The 19,461-nt window shown below is 56.4% G+C and carries 19 protein-coding genes; 5 read left to right on the top strand and 14 right to left on the bottom strand.

Annotated elements, in window-relative coordinates; genetic code table 11:
* Window positions 1-7 precede the first annotated feature (7 nt).
* The 4 genes from EUZ85_RS05215 to EUZ85_RS05200 are packed head-to-tail and all read right to left on the bottom strand — an operon-like array spanning window position 8 to window position 3,490.
* Window positions 8-796: an alpha/beta hydrolase gene (locus tag EUZ85_RS05215; RefSeq protein WP_164887188.1), complete on the bottom strand. Its 789-nt coding sequence runs from the start codon at window positions 794-796 to the stop codon at window positions 8-10.
* A 29-nt stretch (window positions 797-825) separates the two neighbouring features.
* The gene (locus EUZ85_RS05210) at window positions 826-2,079 is read right to left on the bottom strand and encodes an FtsX-like permease family protein (protein ID WP_127968245.1); all 1,254 of its coding nucleotides are present in this window, start codon (window positions 2,077-2,079) and stop codon (window positions 826-828) included.
* A 20-nt stretch (window positions 2,080-2,099) separates the two neighbouring features.
* Window positions 2,100-2,873, bottom strand: coding sequence for an ABC transporter ATP-binding protein (locus tag EUZ85_RS05205; RefSeq protein WP_206617999.1), 774 nt, complete (start codon window positions 2,871-2,873; stop codon window positions 2,100-2,102).
* A 17-nt stretch (window positions 2,874-2,890) separates the two neighbouring features.
* Entirely contained in the window at window positions 2,891-3,490 is a 600-nt protein-coding gene (locus EUZ85_RS05200; RefSeq protein ID WP_164887187.1) for a DUF2796 domain-containing protein, read from the bottom strand.
* 245 nt (window positions 3,491-3,735) lie between these two features.
* Between EUZ85_RS05200 and EUZ85_RS05195 the strand changes: the two genes are divergently transcribed.
* Both EUZ85_RS05195 and EUZ85_RS05190 read left to right on the top strand, forming a co-directional pair.
* The gene (locus EUZ85_RS05195) at window positions 3,736-4,233 is read left to right on the top strand and encodes a DUF3299 domain-containing protein (protein ID WP_127968243.1); all 498 of its coding nucleotides are present in this window, start codon (window positions 3,736-3,738) and stop codon (window positions 4,231-4,233) included.
* 76 nt (window positions 4,234-4,309) lie between these two features.
* Complete coding sequence (locus EUZ85_RS05190; protein ID WP_241566960.1) at window positions 4,310-5,485, top strand: HD-GYP domain-containing protein; 1,176 nt, start codon at window positions 4,310-4,312, stop codon at window positions 5,483-5,485.
* Here EUZ85_RS05190 and thiI read toward each other — a convergent pair.
* A complete protein-coding gene (gene thiI / locus EUZ85_RS05185) occupies window positions 5,482-6,933 on the bottom strand; it encodes a tRNA uracil 4-sulfurtransferase ThiI (RefSeq protein WP_145965866.1) in 1,452 nt (483 codons plus the stop codon). The genes EUZ85_RS05190 and thiI overlap by 4 nt on opposite strands.
* A gap of 382 nt (window positions 6,934-7,315) precedes the next feature.
* On the opposite strand from thiI, the gene ppnN reads away from it, so the two are divergent.
* Window positions 7,316-8,683 carry a nucleotide 5'-monophosphate nucleosidase PpnN gene (ppnN, locus tag EUZ85_RS05180; protein ID WP_127968241.1) on the top strand — a complete coding sequence of 456 codons (1,368 nt, stop codon included), beginning with the start codon at window positions 7,316-7,318 and terminating at the stop codon, window positions 8,681-8,683.
* Between the two features lie 218 nt (window positions 8,684-8,901).
* Here the strand turns inward: ppnN and hemB are convergent, their stop codons facing one another.
* The 7 genes from hemB to EUZ85_RS05145 form a co-directional block, all read right to left on the bottom strand.
* On the bottom strand, window positions 8,902-9,885 hold the full coding sequence (gene hemB, locus EUZ85_RS05175) for a porphobilinogen synthase (protein WP_127968240.1): 984 nt from the start codon (window positions 9,883-9,885) through the stop codon (window positions 8,902-8,904).
* A 41-nt stretch (window positions 9,886-9,926) separates the two neighbouring features.
* Window positions 9,927-11,129, bottom strand: coding sequence for a 3-oxoadipyl-CoA thiolase (gene pcaF, locus EUZ85_RS05170; RefSeq protein ID WP_127968239.1), 1,203 nt, complete (start codon window positions 11,127-11,129; stop codon window positions 9,927-9,929).
* Window positions 11,129-11,788, bottom strand: a complete 660-nt coding sequence (locus EUZ85_RS05165) for an alpha/beta hydrolase (RefSeq protein ID WP_127968238.1) — start codon at window positions 11,786-11,788, stop codon at window positions 11,129-11,131. The genes pcaF and EUZ85_RS05165 overlap by 1 nt, the downstream gene beginning before the upstream one ends.
* 22 nt (window positions 11,789-11,810) lie before the next feature.
* Window positions 11,811-12,662, bottom strand: a complete 852-nt coding sequence (locus EUZ85_RS05160; RefSeq protein ID WP_127968237.1) for a 3-keto-5-aminohexanoate cleavage protein — start codon at window positions 12,660-12,662, stop codon at window positions 11,811-11,813.
* Window positions 12,663-12,692: 30 nt separating this feature from the next.
* A complete protein-coding gene (locus EUZ85_RS05155; RefSeq protein ID WP_127968236.1) occupies window positions 12,693-13,613 on the bottom strand; it encodes a DMT family transporter in 921 nt (306 codons plus the stop codon).
* Between the two features lie 134 nt (window positions 13,614-13,747).
* Entirely contained in the window at window positions 13,748-14,575 is an 828-nt protein-coding gene (locus tag EUZ85_RS05150) for a helix-turn-helix domain-containing protein (protein WP_127968235.1), read from the bottom strand.
* A gap of 206 nt (window positions 14,576-14,781) precedes the next feature.
* Window positions 14,782-15,105, bottom strand: coding sequence for a cytochrome c (locus EUZ85_RS05145; RefSeq protein ID WP_127968234.1), 324 nt, complete (start codon window positions 15,103-15,105; stop codon window positions 14,782-14,784).
* A 299-nt stretch (window positions 15,106-15,404) separates the two neighbouring features.
* On the opposite strand from EUZ85_RS05145, the gene hemH reads away from it, so the two are divergent.
* Complete coding sequence (gene hemH / locus EUZ85_RS05140; RefSeq protein WP_241566959.1) at window positions 15,405-16,406, top strand: ferrochelatase; 1,002 nt, start codon at window positions 15,405-15,407, stop codon at window positions 16,404-16,406.
* A gap of 16 nt (window positions 16,407-16,422) precedes the next feature.
* Here hemH and EUZ85_RS05135 read toward each other — a convergent pair whose 3' ends face one another.
* Both EUZ85_RS05135 and EUZ85_RS05130 read right to left on the bottom strand, forming a co-directional pair.
* Entirely contained in the window at window positions 16,423-18,072 is a 1,650-nt protein-coding gene (locus EUZ85_RS05135) for a tetratricopeptide repeat-containing response regulator (RefSeq protein ID WP_127968233.1), read from the bottom strand.
* Between the two features lie 123 nt (window positions 18,073-18,195).
* A complete protein-coding gene (locus tag EUZ85_RS05130; protein ID WP_164887186.1) occupies window positions 18,196-18,915 on the bottom strand; it encodes an ElyC/SanA/YdcF family protein in 720 nt (239 codons plus the stop codon).
* A gap of 275 nt (window positions 18,916-19,190) precedes the next feature.
* Between EUZ85_RS05130 and EUZ85_RS31080 the strand changes: the two genes are divergently transcribed.
* Window positions 19,191-19,364 (top strand): hypothetical protein, encoded by a 174-nt coding sequence (locus tag EUZ85_RS31080; protein ID WP_164887185.1) that lies wholly within the window; start codon window positions 19,191-19,193, stop codon window positions 19,362-19,364.
* Window positions 19,365-19,461: the final 97 nt, after the last annotated feature.

Raw genomic sequence — 19,461 nt, 5'->3', positions numbered from 1 at the left:
TGAGGATTTAAAGACTCTCAATAAACTGACTGATCGCACGCCAGTATTCTGGATACATACTGATGTCGTTGTGATCCGCGCGATCCAGCGTGACTGTCCGTTGCGAACCGCCCCACGCCGCCATCAGGCGCTGCCCGTGCTCCATGGGCACAACCCGGTCTCTCCCCGCCAGCAAAGCCAGCGCAGGCGCTTTGATCGTCGCCGCATGCGCCAGTGAATTGAAAGGATGACGCACCAGCAGGCCGACCGGCAGCCAGGGATAATGTCGCTTGCCGACGGCGGCCAGACTGTCAAATGGCGTGGCCAACACCACCGCCCGCACCGGACGGCGATCCGCCAGCTGCACCGCCACGCCGGAACCCAGACTACGTCCCAGCAGAACGATATGTTGAGGGTCGATTTTCAGTTTGCGCGTGAGATGGTCATATAAGGCGACCGCGTCGCCCACCAACGCCTCTTCCCCCGGTGAGCCCTCGCTGTCGCCATAGCCCCGGTAGTTCATCAGCAGAAATGACTCCACTGGTAGCTTTTCCATCTCCCAGGCGTTCCAGGATACCTCTTCGCCATTGCCGCCAAAGTACAGCAGCAACGGCTTACGCGCAGAAATCTCTCCCCGCTGAAACCACCCGGATAAGGTCACGCCATCATGCTCAAACTTAAACTCTATGGACTTCAATCTGCTGCGATTGCCCGCATCCACCGGCTGCGGAAAGAAGATCATCCGGTCCTGATATAACCAGAAGAACGCCGCGCCGGAAAAGCAGATAAGCAAAAGAGTGCTGATAAGAGCCCACATGAATGTTCGCGCCTTAGCCCAGGATTGTCTCATGTTCTAATTGTCATTCCGTCCGCCAGAGAATAGCGATAAGCCCGATAGGCCGGCGCCGCTCCGATTAATACGCCCGCCAGGATGATGCCGCCCAGGACGGCGAGGTTATCCATGGTCAGCGGGTCCACGCCGATAAACAGGCCGAAATAATTCTCCAGCACAGGCTGAGCGGCGAACAACGTCAGGAACAGCATTGCAACACCGACCAGCACGCCGCAAACCGCCATCAAACCGGCCTCGATCATCAGTAGAACGAAAATGTGCCGCGGCCTGGCGCCGACGGAACGCAGAATGGCCATTTCCCGACGGCGTTCGTTCAACCCTGACCAGATTACCGTCAACATGCCGATCAAGCCAGTCGCGACGACAAATGCCGAGACAGCGAGCAAAGCCACCTCCGCCACGCCCATCATGCTCCATAGCTCCTGCAGCGCCACTCCCGGCAGGATCGCCAGCAACGGCTCGCCGCGATAATTATTGATCGCCCTTTGCAGAGTGAAGGTGGCGATTTTAGAGTCCAGTCCAACCAGAAAGGCGGTTATCAGCTTGGGCTGTAAGTCCGCATGCCGCGCCTGCTCCGCGCTAATCGACCCACTGGGGGCGCCGCTATCCCACCCCAAATGGATGGCTTCAATGCCTTCCAGGGAGACATGTACGGTGCGATCCACCGGAGTGCCGGTCTTTTTCAAAATACCGACTACTTTGAAAGGCTTATCATCGTGATTGGCGAAACTCACTTCGCCTGCGCCGTGAGATATCACAATGGATTGGCCAAGCTTATAGCCAAGTTTCTCCGCCACTTCCGCGCCTAATACGGCGTCGTATACATCATCGAAACGGCCGCCGTCGCTAAACGCCAGCTCACGCTTGGCCCCGTAGCGGAAGTGTGCAAAGTAATCCGTATTGGTGCCCAGCACGCGATAGCCGCGATGTGAGTCGCCTAACGACAACGGGATGGTCCATTTCACCCGTTTCATGCCGGCCACTTCCTGATAGCTATGCCAGGAAATATTGTTGGTGGCGTTGCCGATGCGGAAAACCGAGTACAGCAAGAGCTGCACGGAGCCGCTGCGAGCGCCCACAATCAGGTCAGCGCCGGAAATTGTGTTGGCGAAACCCGCTTTGGCTTCCCGACGAATGTTGTCCACGCCCAACAAAAGCATGACGCTGACGGCGATGGAGAAAATAGTCAGCAGCGCCGTTGTCTTGCGATTCAACAGGCTGCGTAACGTCAAACTGTAAATAGACATCAAAAAGCGGCTCCCGCAGGTCAAGATTCCATTGGCTGATAAGCGCGATTGATTTCCGCCAGGCTGACCGTGCGGTCAAACAGGTCCTGCAAAGCGGGATCATGACTGACAAACACCAGCGTCGATCCACTGGCGGCCACTTCCTGAAACAGCAGTTCGATAAACGCCACACGGGCGTCCGCATCCAGAGCTGAAGTAGGTTCATCGGCGATGATCAGCCCAGGCGAGCCGATCAGGGCCCGCGCCACGGCGACCCGTTGTTGCTGCCCCACACTAAGGTCAGTCACCGGCCTGCGCCCGAGTTTGCCGACATCCAGACGCAAATGAGACAGCAAGCGCTCCGCTTCCTGCGTCAAACTGACGCCGCGAGCGCCCACTCGTTGTCGCCGCGCCTTGGAGAAGCGGCAGGACAACGTCACGTTATCCACCAGCGACAAGTAAGGAATCAGATTAAACATCTGAAAAATGAAGCCGATGTTGTCCGCCCTGAAACTATCCCGGCTTGAAGCGCCGAGCGCGCTCAGTTCAGAATCCATCACCTTGATGCTTCCCTCCCTGGGCTGAATCACGCCTCCAAGCAGGCTTAGCAGCGTCGTTTTGCCACTACCGCTGGCGCCGCGCAGAAAGATGCGTTCTCCCTCCCGCACCTGCAGCTCAGGAATATCCAGCACATCGTCATCGCCCCCGGGCCAACGAAACTTTAGACCTTCCAGCTGCACAAGGGCGCGGGTCGGCGCAGGTTGAACCGCCGCGTCTCGCTCTGGCGCGATGGCGGGTTCGCTTACATTCTGCATGACGCCATTCTCACTACTTACAAATTAATCTGATGTTTTTCCGGGCTCAGCTCTATGGCGGTCTGCCCCTTCGGTCCAATCACCTGTACGTCGAGATCTTTCAGGCCTGGGAAATGCTTGAACAACAAAACGTCCACTGAAGTGAGCTTGCCCGCGGCGCCGCACTCGAAGATGTATGAGGCGTCGATATCGGAGTGGCCGTGTTCATGATGGTCATGATCATCTTCGTCATCACCGTGTTCATGCTCATCGTGAGCCGCTTCCTCATGCTTGCCGCCATCTTCGTCGTATTCGAATACATCGCCATCCACTTCCGCCGACAGCAGCTTACAACCTGCGGCCGGGGTCAGGCCAAACAGCTCTTCGCCCTTGTTCAGCAAAACCGCCGCCTTCTCCACTTGCTGACGCTCTGCGTCGGTAGCGGGAGCATGTTCAAACCCCACCAGGTTCATCGCGGGGCTTTCCAGCTCCACAACCAGATTTCCCTCTTCCAGCGCCAGATTCATGGTCGCCGCGCCATGTACATGCGCCCCATGCTGCTCAAATTCTTCGGCGTGCGCAAACTGGCTGGCCGCTAACACCATCATACCGACCCACAGGCGATTTCTATAACTCATAAATTTAATGCTCCTGAACTTAGAGAGTGATTCTTCCGCTTGATTTTTTATGTTATAACATAACGAAACGAAATTGTTATAGGGCGAATTTAATTCAAAAAAGTTAATCTTGGATTCGCGCAGCCATACAATGTGTTGCACTTGCTGTTGCATGGTGTTGCGCCTGGCCAGGGTTGGGAACGGCTGTCGGCGGTCTGGATCGCCTTTCCACGTTTTGACGAAACTACTGATTCCATAGGATATTTATGAACAGATTGCTCTCGACGCTGCTCGCGCTCGCATTCTCCTCCCTGTTTTCCGGCGGCGTACTCGCGGAGGATTTCAAGACCGTTCAATGGCAGGACCTAATCCCCAAGTCCGCGCAGCAAAAAACCGTTAGCGGAACCGTGGAGCATGGCCAGATCGCCATGGAGCCGCCGCCCCAGGCCAACGCGCCAATCGTGCCGGAGCTGAACAAGCAGAAAGTTCGCATTGCGGGCTTTGCAGTGCCTTTGGAAGGCGACGAAAGCGGGGTGACTGAGTTCCTGCTGGTGCCGTACATGGGCGCATGCATCCACGTACCGCCGCCGCCCTCTAACCAGATCGTTTACGTCAAAGCCAAAAAGAAACCGTTACCGCTGGACTACCTCTACGATGCGTTCTGGGTATCCGGGGCGATTAGCGTGGAGACGGTCAGCAGTGAGCTGGCGGAGAGTGGCTACAGCATGCAGGCGGACGCCTTCGAGCCTTATCAGTACAACTAAGCGGCCAGATACAATTCCAGAGCCAGGCTCCTGATCTCGACTACACTTTAAGTATCCGCGCTCCTGCGGAGCTTTAATGGAGTTACATCGACAAACCGGGAGAATGTTTGTGGCCAGCGAGTATCAGCCGGATTCTCTGGATATCCTCAACCATCAGGGCAGCGTACAGCAAAAACTGGACTATCTGCTGGAAAACCTCCAGCAGACCTATCCTTACATCTGCCGCATCGCCATCGCCATTTACGACGCCTTGCAGGATCAGCTCAAAACCTTCGCCTCCGCCGGTTCCAGTCATCCACTGCTGGAGCACTATCAGACGGCGCTGCACGAAGTGACCTCCCTGCAACATATGAAAGACAACAGGTTCATCCGCGTCATCAATGATATCGGCGATGAACTGGGTGGAGGAGAGAATCCAACCCAGCACACGGAAGCCCTGCTGAAAGCGGGTTTTCACGCCTCTTACACCTTTCCTATGCGCTACAACGAGCGCTTTCTCGGCTTCGTGTTTTTCAACGGTGCGGAAAAAGACTGCTTTCAGGGCCGGGCGCTGGTGGATATGGATATGATCGGACACATGATCACTCTGATCGTGTACAACGAGCGCAGCAACATCCGCACGCTGATCGCCACCGTCAAATCAGCCATGCTGCTGACCCACTCCCGCGACCCCGAAACAGGCGGCCATCTTGAACGCATGGCGCGCTATTCCAGGCTGATCGCCGCGCGACTTGCGCCGAAACATGGCTTCTCCGACGAGTATGTGGAGCACATTTGCCTGTTCGCGCCCTTGCATGATCTCGGCAAAATAAAAGTGCCCGACAGCATATTGCTAAAACCAGGTCGGCTGGAGGAAGAAGAACTGGATGAAATGCGTCGCCACCCGATGTACGGGCACGAGCTGGTGGACGCCTTAATTGATAACTACGGCCTCAATGGCGTCAGTCATGTGAACATGCTGCGCAATATCGTGCTGTATCACCATGAAACGCTGGATGGAGGGGGCTATCCCGAGCATCTGCGCGGCGAGGACATTCCCATTGAGTCCCGCATCGTCAGCGTCGCCGACGTCTTCGACGCGCTTACCAGCGCCCGCCCCTACAAGCCCGCCTGGAGTAATGATAAAGCCTTCGCTGAACTCAAGCGGCTGGCGGGCGCCAAACTAGATAAGGGATGTGTGTTGGCGCTGATGGACTGCCGCACTCAAATTGAAGAAATCCAGCAGCGCTTCCGTGAGAACGAATACGGTTAAAGCGGCCGATATACCAGCACTTTACGCCCGTTTCCATTGAGATGGCTTGCGTGCAACTGACTCATAACGCCTTTGTCGCAGAACAGCAGGTAGCGGGTTTCTTCGTCCAGCTCCTGCATGCGGCTCTCCAACTCGTAGAAAGGCACCTGCAGGATTTTGTTGTTGGTCAGCATCAGCGGCGCCTTCTCCTGCTCGTTGGGGTGACGGATGTCGATAATCACATCGTCCAGCGAAGGCGTCGACACCACTTCCACTTCATCCACCGTCAGTTCCGACTGCATGATCTCGTCGATGTTAATCGCCCGGCGGTTAGCCAGCGCCTGCTCCAGCACTTGCATATCGAACCGCTTCTCATCGTTCTCAATGCGATAATCCCGCGCTTTGGTGGTGGGGCGATCAGAAATGACGCCACAGTATTCCGGCATGTTGCGGGCGAACTCTTCCACGCCAATCTGGCCGGCCATGCGGATAATATCCTGCTTGTCAGTGACGATCAGCGGACGCAGCACCAGCATATCGGTAGCGGAGTCAATAACGTTCAGGTTGGTCAGGGTCTGACTGGACACCTGCGCCACACACTCGCCGGTAACCAGCGCCGTGGCGGACAGATCACGCGCGACCTGGGTCGCCGCCCGCAGCATCATGCGCTTCAGTACTACGCCCATGTTGGAGTGATAGATCTTGTCCAGAATTTCCGCCACTACGCCTTCAAAAGGCACCGTGATGAATTTAACTCGCTGGCCGCCGCCGTACTTCTCCCACAAATACAGCGCCGCCTGCTTCACACCCACTTCGTGAGCGGTTCCACCCAGGTTGAAGAAGCAAAAGTGAGTGCGCATGCCTCGTTTCATGGTCAGGTAGCTCGCCACGCCGGAATCGTAGCCACCGGACATCAGGGACACCACTGGCTCCAGGCCGCCGACGGGATACCCGCCCAGCCCTTCGTAGCGTTTCTCCACCAGATAATATTTATCATCGCGCACTTCGATGGAAATGATGACTTCCGGGTTCGACAGGTCCACGCCCGCCGCCTTGGTGTGCTGACGCAGTCCGCCGCCGACGTAGCGCTCCAGATCCATGGAGGTGAAATCATGCTTGCCGGCGCGCTTGACCCGCACCTGGAAGCGTTTGCCTTCCAGTTGCTCTTCGTAAAGGGCTTTCGCATTCAGGTAGATGGTATGGAAATCCGCCAGGGGATATTCATGCACCACCAGGAAGTTAGTGATTCCAGACACCCTTTGCAGGGCTTCAATCGCCCGTTTACTGGTGCGCTCGTCCGCGTCCGGCAACAAGACTTCAATTTTGTCCCAAGATCCTTCAACCACCACGTTTTCGTCAATTTGACGCAATACGCGACGAATATTTATGCGTAACTGCTTGACCAGATCCTTACGCACCGGTTTACTTTTAATTGTGATTTCGGGAAATAATTTGACGAGAAACTTCATAATCTGGCCTGATCCAAATCTCAGCGGGGGCGCTATTCTACTATCATTCCCCCTGTCATGCATGGGCCGATCGCCAAAAATCCCCCTGCGCGGACAACGCCAGGGAGTGATAGCCAACTTCGCCCGGACGACTTACTATTTAGACTCCATCCGGAAAACCCGCTTACCTGCGCCGCGCTGGTCATCCTTACATAACCCTGCTCCCGGATGGGTCCTTATAAATGATAACAATAGCAGATTAGGCTCTATTGGCATTGCAGCGTCGCCACAGTCACGCCTGCTCACGCCGTCAGGCTCTGGCTTGCTCCCACAGCCGTCCGCCGGAATCGGAACCGCCGGCAACGCCGGCAAGTAGAAGTATTAGAAAAGGAAAGATATAGATATGAGTAACAAAATAACCGCACGCATCGCCCCGGAAGGCAGCCTCGATCTGGTCTCACAACACGAAGTCAACCTGTTGAAGGACCGCAGCAATCGCGGCGTGTATCGCCTGTTCCGGCAATGCGCTCTGGCCGTATTAAACTGCGGCAACGAGTCCGACGACCCCAACACCATTCTGGCTGAGTTCGCCGATTTCGATATCCAGCTTATTCAACAGGCCCGCGGCATCAAGCTGGAGGTCATCAACGCGCCTCACAATGCGTTTGTCGACGGCAAGATGATCAAGGGGATACAAGAGCACCTCTACGCCGTGCTGCGCGACATCATTTACGCCAACAACGTGCTGTCTCACAACACGCAGCTGAATCTGAACAACGGCGAGGACATCACCAACTTTATTTTCCATATGCTGCGGAACGCCGGCGTATTGATTCCACGTCGTTACCCCAACATCGTCGTGTGCTGGGGAGGCCATTCCATCAGCCGGGACGAGTACGACTTCACCAAAGAAGTCGGACACTCCCTGGGGCTGCGTGGACTGGATATCTGCACCGGCTGCGGCCCCGGCGCCATGAAGGGGCCGATGAAAGGCGCCACAATCGCCCACGCCAAACAGCGCATTCAGACCGGACGCTATATTGGTTTGACCGAGCCGGGCATCATCGCCGCCGAATCGCCGAACCCCATCGTCAACGAGCTGGTGATTCTGCCGGATATCGAAAAGCGCCTGGAAGCCTTCGTGCGTCTGGGTCACGGTATCGTAGTTTTCCCTGGCGGCGCGGGTACGGCGGAGGAAATCCTGTACCTCTTAGGCATTCTGCTCAATCCCGAGAACGATTCACTGCCCTTCCCGGTGATTTTCGCCGGAGCCAAGAAAAACGAAGAGTATTTCGGCCAGATCAACGAATTTATCGGCCTGACCCTGGGGAAAGCCGCTCAACGTCGTTACCGCATCATCATCGACGACCCCGAACTGGTCGCCCTGGAAATGAAGAAAGGCATTCAGGACGTGACTTACCACCGCAAGGGCTCCAGCGATGCCTACTACTACAACTGGTTGCTGAAGGTTCAGCCCGAATTCCAGCATCCCTTCCAGCCGACCCACGAGAGCATGCGTGCGCTGGCGTTACATCGCGAACAGCCGATTCATGATCTGGCGGCGAATCTGCGACGGGCGTTTTCCGGCATCGTATCCGGCAACGTCAAGGAAGAAGGCGTGCAGCTGGTGGAGCGTCTGGGACCATTCGAAATCAGCGGCGACAAAACCATCGTCGGCTCTTTCGGATCATTGCTGGAGTCTTTCGTGAAACAACAGCGGATGAAATTGCCGGGCAGCAAATACGTACCCAGCTATCGCATTGTGGATTAAGAATGCGTCCTTGCTATTAACATGGCAATGATATTGGCATGTTAATCATCAGGCGCATGGACGCGCCTGCGCGGCGTTAAGCCGCGGGAGACAGGGCCTGACATGTGCAGGCCCTGTCGTTGCAGACAAATAGAAGGAAGCTATTTGTCTGCCTGATTAATAGCAAGGAGAAGCGCTGGCGGCGAGCCGCCAGCGCCCAGAGGTTCAGAAGTCAGAGATCAGGTTTCCTGCAGCCAACGCGCCGCATCCAGGGCGTGATAGCTGATAATCATGTCCGCGCCCGCCCGTTTCATACTCAGCAAGGTTTCCAACACCACGCTGCGTTCATCAATCCAACCGTTGGCCGCCGCAGCTTTCACCATGGCGTACTCGCCGCTGACGTTATAAGCCGCCATGGGCAGGTCGAACCGGTCGCGAAGTTTACGCAGCACATCCAGGTACGCCAACGCCGGCTTCACCATCAGGAAATCGGCGCCTTCCGCTGCGTCCAGCTCCGCCTCCCGCATTGCTTCACGCACGTTGGCCGGGTCCATCTGATAGTGCTTGCGATCGCCGCCGGCGGGTGCGGAATCCGCCGCATCCCGAAAGGGCCCATAAAAAGCGGATGCGTACTTCACTGCGTAGGACATGACGGATACGTCTTGGAATCCGTCTGCGTCCAGCGCACGCCGAATCGCCGCCACCTGACCGTCCATCATGGCGGCGGGAGCAACCACGTCAGCGCCTGCTCGCGCGTGGCTCAAGGCCACCTTGGCCAACAGATCCAGAGTGCGATCGTTATCTACGCCATCGCCGCAAAGCACGCCGCAATGACCGTGCGCCGCATACTGGCATAGACAGACATCCGTGATCAGCGTCAGTCCTGGCGCCGCCTGCCGGATCAGCCGCAACGCCTGCTGCACCGGCCCGTCTTCCCAGGCGCTACGGCCCTGCGGGTCTTTATGCCCAGGCAGACCAAACAACAGCACCGCCTTCACGCCATTACCCCAGGCGCCAACGCATAGCTCCACCGCCAAGTCCGGCGACAGCCGCTCAACTCCGGGCATAGAAGCGACCGTCTCACGCTGCTGAACGCCGGGGATGACAAACAGGGGGTACACCAAATCCTCCACCTGCAACGCCGTCTCCCGCACCAGATCGCGTATTGAGTTATTGCGACGTAGACGCCGGGGGCGAGCCACTGGAAAAGAAGCCTGCGCCATGATCCGTTTTCCTCTCTTCGATTATTTAATTTCAGAGCGGGTTAAACCCGCTCCAGCACCATTGCAACGCCTTGCCCTACACCAACACACATAGTGCACAATGCATAGCGCAAATTATGCGCTTGCAAATAGTGGGCGGCGGTTCCCACGATGCGCGCGCCGCTCATGCCCAGAGGATGTCCAAGGGCGATAGCGCCGCCATTCGGGTTCACATGCTCGGCGTCGTCCTTCACGCCCAACTCCCTCAACACCGCGATGCCCTGGGAAGCAAACGCTTCATTCAGCTCGATCAAATCCATGTCTTCGATGCTTAGCCCAGCCAGCGCCAATGCTTTGTTCACCGCCGGAACCGGGCCGATCCCCATTACCCTGGGCTCGACGCCAGCGCTGGCGAACGCCACGATTCTGGCCAACGGCCGCAAGTGCTGGCGGTCCACCATCGCTCCTGAAGCAAGCAAAATAGCCGCCGCGCCATCGTTAACGCCGGACGCATTGCCAGCGGTGACAGTGCCGCCCTCGCCAAACAACGGTCTCAATTGCGCCAGTTTTTCAAGAGTTGTCGCTCGCGGATGTTCGTCGCTGTCCACGATTAAAGCAGGCTGCTTACGACGCTCAACCATGACAGGAACAATTTCACGATCAAAAGCACCTCGCGCCCTAGCGTCGGCATAACGTTCCTGACTACGCAACGCAAACGCGTCCTGGTCTTCCCTGCCAACGCCATACTGCACCGCCACGTTTTCCGCGGTCTCAGGCATAGAGTCGACGCCGTACTGCGCTTTCATCAACGGGTTCACAAAACGCCAGCCGATAGTGGTGTCGTATACCTCCATGTTACGGCTGAATCCTTGCTCAGACTTGGGCAAAACAAAAGGCGCCCGCGACATGGACTCAACGCCGCCGGCAATCCCCAGCCCTAGCTCTCCACATTTGATCGCCCGCGCCACACTGGCCACAGCTTCCATACCAGAACCACATAGACGGTTAACCGTCATAGCCGGCGTCGTAACGGGGAACCCGGCCAGCAATGCGCTCATTCTGGCGACATTGCGGTTATCTTCTCCCGCCTGATTGGCGCAGCCGAATACAATTTCTTCGACAACGCCTTCATCCAGGCCTGCGTTTCTTTCCAGGATGGCGCGTAAAGGAATCGCGCCAAGATCATCCGCCCTGACTCCGGCCAAAGCGCCCGCGTATCTTCCAATCGGCGTACGTACGGCGTCACAGATATAAGCTTCGCTCATTATGCGCACTCCACGGCGGTTTCCTGGACGAGCATCTTCGACAACATCGCCCTTGCAGCCTCCAGTTCATCCCGGTTGACTTTGTGCTCCATGCCTGGATAGACGCGCATATCAACACTCGCTCCCATATTTATGAATACCTCCGCGGAGTCGCGCACACGCTCCAGCGGCACCCAGCTGTCAACATCGCTGGTTCCCAGGAATACGGGCATCTCGTCAAAGCTTCCCGCGCCTTCCCAAATCATGCCTTTAGGTCCGAACAGACCACCGGTAAAGGCCACCAAACCGCCCCAACGATCAGGATTGCGGTAAACGAACTCCGCCGCCAGACAGGCGCCTTGCGAGAAGCCCATAAACACGATCTTGTGACGGGAAAATCCTCGCTCTTCCAAGGCTGCAACGGTCGCCGCCAAGGTCTCCAGGCCATAATTCAGCCATGGCTGGTTGTCTTCCAGCGCCGCCATAAAGCCGTGGGGATACCAGGTTCTTTCCTGCGCCGAAGGCAAGGCGTACAGCACGTTATCCAAGCCGATGCGCTCGCCCACGCGGAATGTGTCTTCTTCGGTTTGCCGACGCCCATGCAGCAACACTACGGCGACTTCCGCCTCACCGGACATATCGCCTAAGAAAGTGACTGGGGTTTTCATATGTGGATTCATTGTTTACTCCCTTAAACTAGCGTTAGGCGACTGAAGCCGCTGCGTTTTGCGAAACCTTAATGCCCAGCATCATTCTCGCCTCGTCCGGCGAGGCGATCTGTCTGCCGGTTTCCAGTGAAAAGCGGGCGATGCGCTCCACCAGTTGGGCGTTATCCCGGGCCAGCTCTTTGTAGCTGTAGTACACGTTATCTTCCATACCGGTACGGACATGTCCGCCCAGCAGGATCGTGTGCAGATTGACAGGGAGCTGGTCCTTACCTATTCCCAAGGCGGTCCAGACACTGTCTTCCGGGATGCTCTCCGCGAAGTGCAGCAGGTTCTTGCAGGTTGCCGCGGCGCCGCCGCGAATTCCCAGCGCGAAGGTGAAATACAATGGGCCGGATAAGAAGCCCTCATTACGCAGCAACAGCGATTCATTGATCACGCCGCTGTGATACACCTCAATCTCCGGCTTCACGTCATACTCACGCATGTCCAGCGCCAGCTCGCGAACCAATGCAGGGGGATTGATAAAAGGTTTGTCGCCGTGGTTGACGGAGCCGCAATTGAAAGAAGCGATCTCCGGTCTGTAACGCAGGTGATTCCAGGCTTCGTTCTTGGGCAAGTCTGCAGGCAGGTTCAAGCCTGAAGTGCTCAGGTTAATGAGTATGTCGCAGCGATCCCGGATGCGCTGCACGATCTCTCCGTAAACCTCCGCGCTGTAACTGGGACTGCCGTCATCGTTACGCGCGTGGATGTGTGCGATTGAAGCGCCTGCGTTCCAGCAGTCGTACACCGCTTGAGCGATTTCTTCCGGAGTGTAAGGCACTCCAGGATTTTTCTGACGGCTGGTGATGCCGCCGTTAACCGCAGCAGTAATAATCAGCTTGTTCACTTTTCAGATTCCATACAAAGCAATGATTAATCAGGTACAGGATGCCGACGCCTCGCCGCGTTGCGGCAGCGAGGCCAGATATATGCCGGCTCCAATTAACACGCCTCCTGCGATTTCCCGCATAGTGAGCAGGTTTCCTGTAAGAGCGAAAGTAATTAAGGTGGCGAACAAAGGAGACAGGAACAAAAAGCCGCTGGCGTGCACAGCGCTGCCCAGCCGCAAAACCTGAAACCAAAGCCCCATCGCTCCGGTGGTCGCCGGAATGGCGAGCCACGCAAATGCGCCCCAGACAGACAAACTGACCGGAGCGCCAAATGGTTCTCCATTCAGTAAGGCGATCAGCGCCAACGCGATCGCCCCGATTAACATCTGCCAAAAAGACAGCGCCCAGACGTCGAGTTCAGGCGCGAACTTCTTGATCGCTACCGTCGCCGCCGCCCAACAAAACGCGCCGCATATGACCAGCAGTTCGCCAACGCCTAAGGCGCTGCTTCCGATACTGTCGAGTCCCAGGCACAGCGCTACGCCAAACAGAGCTACTCCCATGCCGGCGTACGCCAACGCAAATACCGTTTCGCGCAGGATAAGCCGGGCCATGACAGCGACGATCAGCGGCGCGCAAGCCATTAATATCGCGGCCTTAGGCGGCGCGATGGATTGCAGCCCTAAATTGAGGAAGGCCATAGAGCCAGTGGTTTGCAAAAGACCAATGACGATCACCTGTCCCCAGACCACGGGTTTGAGCTTTAAGCGCCCGCCGAAGTCTCCCCGCCAGATCAGCAATGGCGTGATGGACAACGCCGCCGCCAGAAAACGCAGACACACCGCCCACAACGGCGAAACCTCCGTCAGCACCGCCTTGGTGGCTGGAAAGGAAGATCCAAACAGAAAGGTTGAGATAAGGATGAGCGTCAGATAACGCTTGCGATCGCGGGAAGCAACAGCGGCCATGGCTTACTCTCAGAAAGACTATCGGGGGACCTGATCTGCGCAGGCCGATGATTTGCATCCTACGCCTGTGCAGCCCGCCCTACTTCCTGAGAGAAGCCAATGTTTACGCCGAACCGGACAAACCTAATAAAAAGTCAGCTTTCTGGTTGGCGCTGAAAATAAAGACTGGGAGCGACGCCCATAATGCGTCGAAACATAGCGGAAAAGGCGCCCGGCGTTTCGTAGCCAAGATCCGCAGCGATCAGTGTCACCGGGTCGCCGGCGGCGAGACGGGGGATTGCGTTGAGCGCGGCGACTTGCTGGCGCCAGTATTGATAAGACACGCCCAGCTCATTGCGAAACAAACGGGAAAGCGTACGTTCGGACGCCCCGATTACAGTCGACCAATCTTTCAGCTCGCGCGGATCAGCCGGGTTGGCCAGGATAGCCCGACACAGGTTCTGCAAGCGGGAATCGCGGGTGGCGGGAAGTCGTAACGGGCGCTCATCAGACCATTCAATTTCCTCCAAAATCAAGGACATAATACGGCCATCCCGACCACCTTCGTCGTAATTGCTGGGAACTCGCATCGCGCGAATGATCAACTCCCTCAGCAACGGCGATATCTGCAGCGTGCGCGGCTTTTGCGGAAAGCTCACGGGACAGGCATGGGGCTGGATGTACATAGTGCGCAGGGACACGTCGCCACGGGCGCGCATGCCATGCTCCACATTGGGCGGCATCCACACCGCCCGTTGCGGGGGTATCAGCCATACCCCCTCGTCGGTGACCAGCTCCATCACGCCAGACGTGGCGAAAATAAGCTGGCAACACTCGTGTTTATGCGGCGTAACCCGATATCCGCTGGAAAATTCACGGGCCCTGGCGACGATAGGACGCTCGCCCTTGATAGGCATATATTCCCCGGAATCAAAATCGGCTGCCGTCACATCGGTTTGCTGTCTGACTGTCTGTTCTGTCATAACGCCCTGTTTTAACTCCTTTGGCAGCGATAATCAGCGTAACGGCGCTAATTATCCATGGCGTAAAGACAAGCTCAAGAAAGGAAAGCGCCTGAACCGTGAAGATATATGGGAGAACGAAGGAAAAGCGGCGGAAATCTGGGACTTGAAAGTGGTTGGAGCGGGACAAGCGCAGCCGTTGATCCGCGGCTGCGCGAAAGGTCAGGTTACTTCAGGCCGGAGAAATACGCAGCCAAGTTGGCGATATCGTCGTCAGACAGCGCCGCCGCCTGACCTTGCATGATAACCGCCTGACCGCCATTACGGTTTTTGCTGCGGTAGGCTTTCAACGCCTCCACCAGATACTGCTCGTTCTGGCCCGCCAGGTTGGGATAAGTTGGGATAACGGCCTTGCCGTCCGCGCCGTGGCATGCCGCGCAGACTGCAGACTTGGCTTTGCCCGCTGCTGCGTCCGCCGCGTGTGCGGACACGGAAAGCAGTATGGAAGCCATGCCGGCCAGGATTAAAGGGACTTTCTTGGCTACTCTCATCAGTAATTCTCCTTCTTGGAGTGTTGGAATTTTTGTCAAGCCTTTATAGCATAGGTCGCTCGCCGCCCACCAGCCGCCAAAAACTTATGCTTGAACGGTTGTCTGGACGTCGAAAATGATCCGTCCGCGCATGGGAAGCGTAGACACATTTCGTTCTGCGAAGGCGCTATAATTCAACGCCATACACTCGGGATCGCAATTGTAAATATTCAAACTGCGCGCTTGCATTGACGCATTGCAGTTTTCAAAGCGCTCTCCCGATATAAAATTAATATCCCTTAGCTGGAATGCCTATCTGAATGATCATTAGTCCCGATAACACCCGGAGCGCCGTGCTGCTTGTCAACCTGGGCACGCCGGACGCCCCAGACGCCCCCGCCATACGCCGTTACCTGAAGCAGTTCCTCAGCGATCCCAGAGTGATCGAGGTCCCGCGCCTGATCTGGTGGGCGATCCTGAATCTGGTCATTCTCCGTTTGCGCCCCAGAAAACTCATTCCCAACTATCGCAAAATCTGGACGCCCAAGGGCTCGCCAATCAAAACCATCACGCAACAACAGGCCTGCGGACTGCAAAACGCATTGGGACAAGAGCTGGGCGCCCGTGTGCTGGTGGATTTCGCCATGACCTATGGCGCGCCATCCCTGCCGGACAAGCTCGCGGCGCTGCAACGCCAGGGCATCGAAAAGGTACTTGTGCTGCCCTTGTATCCGCAATACTCCGCCACCACCACTGCCGCCAGCTTTGACGCTCTGGCTCAGGCCCTGGCGAAGATGCGCGATATTCCGGAGCTTCGCTTCGTGAAGCGCTATCACAATCATCCCGCCTATATCTCATCCCTGGTGGATAGCGTGCGCGCCCACTGGCGGGTGCGAGGTCGTCAGGGCAAATTATTGTTCTCCTTTCACGGGCTGCCCAAAGCCTACGTGGAAAAGGGCGATCCTTACCGTCGTGATGCTGAGGAAACCGCCCTTGCCGTAGCCAGAGCGTTGAAGCTGGATGAATCCCAATGGCTGATGAGCTTTCAATCCCGAGTGGGAACGGCAGAGTGGCTGAAGCCTTACACCGACGCCACCGTTACCGAGCTGGGCGCCAACGGCTGCGAAGCCTTGGACGTCATCTGCCCCGGCTTCTCCGCAGATTGCCTGGAGACGCTGGAGGAAATCGAAGAAGAAAACCGGGGGCTGTATGAACAGGCTGGCGGCAAGGATTTTCATTATATCCCCGCCTTAAATGCCGAGCCGGAGCATATCGAACTGTTACAGGAACTCTGTGAGCAGCATTTACGAGGCTGGATCTGAGCGCAACGGCCGATGGTTATCCCGCGCTATGCGCCTCGACGCCGCCGCCATGGGCGCCATCGAATTTAGTGCGCAAGTGTTGAAAACGGGGATATTGCTTGTGCGTGGGCTTGATATGCACAATCCGGTCAAAACAGGCGGCGCAGGCTCTACGCGCTGCGCCGTCGCCGGGAGAGGAACTCAGCTGCTTCAACAATACCTGAGCCAGATTCAGGTTTAAGGCGGGATGTCTGGCGGAATACTCCAGCGCCTCGTTAAAGGCCGCGACAGCGCCTTTAAAGTCCTCCTGTTCGGCCAGTCTAATCCCCTGTTTGTTCAATTCCGCCGCTTTTTGGCGCGCCGCCGGACTGACCGGCTCGTCGCGCATTTCTTCAATTCGTTTTTGCAGCTCAGGCTCATCCCCGTGCATCAAGGATAATTGCGACAGAATGAACTCAGCCTCCAGATCTTTACCACTGGCCAGCAGCACCTGAGCGTACTCCATGACCCGTGAGCTAGGCAGGTTGAATCCAACAGATTGATACAGGGTCTCCGCTTGCGCCAGTCGCTCGTCCCGCTCCTCTTCATGCTTCAGCATGCAACAGGCCTTCGCCGCCACCACTTCATATTGAAAACGAGCGGTGTCGTTCATGACAAAGCGCTCGTCCATATTGCGCAGAACTTCAAAGGTTTCCTGCAGCGCCGCTTCACGCATGACTTTTGGTTGCGCGCCGGCGCGTTCACAGAGACTACGGGAAAATCCCAGATGGTTGTCGAGCCGATCGAAGATGCTTTTGCGTCCCAGCTCAACAGCATTACGAAACGCCTCCACTGCGCAGTCCACATCCTGATTTTCCCAGGCGATATCCCCCAGCCTGGCATGTCTGAGGATGGCCGTCGGCGATAAACCCACCGCATCCACCAGCCATTCCTGCGCTTCTTTACCCCGATGCGTGTCCACCAACACCCGCGCCAGCAAATCATAGGCCACCAGACAGTTTGGCGCCGCCTCCACCACCTTGCGCAGTAATTCTTCCGCTAAGTCGTAATCCGCCTGGGCGATATAGACTCTGGCCACCCCGACCTGCGCCCAGATCAGCGTGCGCTCCGACAGCACCTGTTGATACACCCGCAGCGCCTCATTGAGCGCGCCGGTCTGGAAGTACAGCTCCGCCACGGTTTTTTCACACCAGCGCAGATATTTGCTGCCGCGGGCGATTTTTTCTTCACAGCGGGAAATCGCTTCGCTCCAGCGCTCCATATCAATGGCGTGCTTCAACTCGTATAACACCTCGTTGTCCACCAGCAGGTTATCCAGACGCTGCTTCAGGACATCGGAAGTAATCGGCTTGTTGATGTAAGCGTCAGGTTGATGGTCAATGGCCGCGAGCACCATTTCCCGGGTGGTTTCCGCCGACATCATGACAAACAAGGAGGTGTAACGCAGAATTTTGCGCTCCCGCAGCTCTTCCAGAACATGCTGGCCATTTCTGCCCGAAAGCTGGTAGTCACAGATGACGACGTCGAACAGTCCATGCTCGCACTTGTTGATAGCCTCATCGCCATCCGCCGCCATATCTATGTACCAGGCGCCGAATGATTTCAGCATTTTCTCCAGAGCCAGACGCAATTGGGTATTGCCGTCCACTATCAGGAAGCGTGCGTTGCGATATTCCCTGTTAAACATCAGTCTTCAGCTCAGTTTGAAATCTAGTAGGAAGCGTGCGTCAACATCTTCAAAGCGAGAATGTTTTAAGCATAGCATCGCCGCCACGGTGCGTCGGGAGACACACCCGTTTTTTGATCCATTTCAATTTATGCTTGCGACCAGATTGGCCCACAACGCGCCTAAATACTCGTGCCAGGCCTTCTGTGTCGCGGCCAGTCCGCCAAGCGCCGGCCGAAAGCGTCGCCAGTCCAGTTCCCGATGATGTTTGATGGTATGTCCTGTGGGCGCCGGAATAGGATGCAGTCCCACGCCTTCAAATAGCTGCATCGCCCGGGGCATATGATAAGCCGAGGTCACCAGCGCGAAAGGCTGATCCCCCATGCGCGCCTGCGCCGCCAGGGCCTCTTCATGGGTATCCCGTGGATCTTCCTGCAGATCGATCCGTTCACGGGGAAAGCCCAGCGACTCCGCCAATCTCGCGTAGGCTTCCGCATTAGAGAGAGGGTCCGTACGCGCATAGCCGGACACCAGCAGCCTCGCCTCCGGATTAAGCAGAGCCACCCGTATTCCCTCAATAATGCGATATATCGCATCGCCCTCTATATAACTGGTGATAGGAAGGCTCAAATCCGTCTCATGATAACCGCCCAGCACCACCACATAGCGCACCTCCTGACCGGCGTAGGGCGGATACTGACTCTCCAGCGGCTCCATCACCTTGTCAGAGAACCAGGGGGTGCTGATGGTGAACAATCCCAGCCAAACCACGCCGAGCATTCCCAGCGCCAATTTTCGTCTGCGTCCCCTGATCAACATCATTAGCGCAATAAATGAGATCAGCAAAGCAAGAGGTAACGGCATTGCCCAATAACTAATGAATTTCTTCATAAAAAACATAAACTTGCCACTTTTATCCTTGTACACAAAAGCATCAAAAAGGCCAAGCTTTGCACAATTTAACAAAGCTCCGCCTTGAACCGCCCGCTCTAATTGGTTATTCTGCGGCCGCTTTTTCGAACAGCCGTTTACTCCTTGAGAACGTTAAATTTTCACTAACACACAGGAGGAAAGCTTTGGTTAGCTCGATGCAGTCAGTGCGCTAACCAAAGTTTTCATCTTAAATCTCGGGAGAAACCATGTTATTGGAAGCGCCTATCGAATCAACTCTAGCTGCGGCCCTGACGTTGTTCGGCATAACCTATACTGTTCGCACCGTACTTAACCACATGATCAAGCGCGCGCAGGAAAAGCGCGACGCAGCCACCGTCGAAGCGGGAGACACAGGAGCCTCCTCCACCGCTGACGCCTGATCGGACACTCGTCCAGATTACTCAAGCAACTGACTCAATGTCAGTTGCTGTCCTTACTTCTCCAGACCGCCCCTTCACTCTCAAAATGCAACTACTT

Origin of the sequence: Hahella sp. KA22 (assembly GCF_004135205.1) — a bacterium.
Classification (GTDB): domain Bacteria; phylum Pseudomonadota; class Gammaproteobacteria; order Pseudomonadales; family Oleiphilaceae; genus Hahella.
This window is presented reverse-complemented; position numbering and strand designations above follow the sequence as displayed.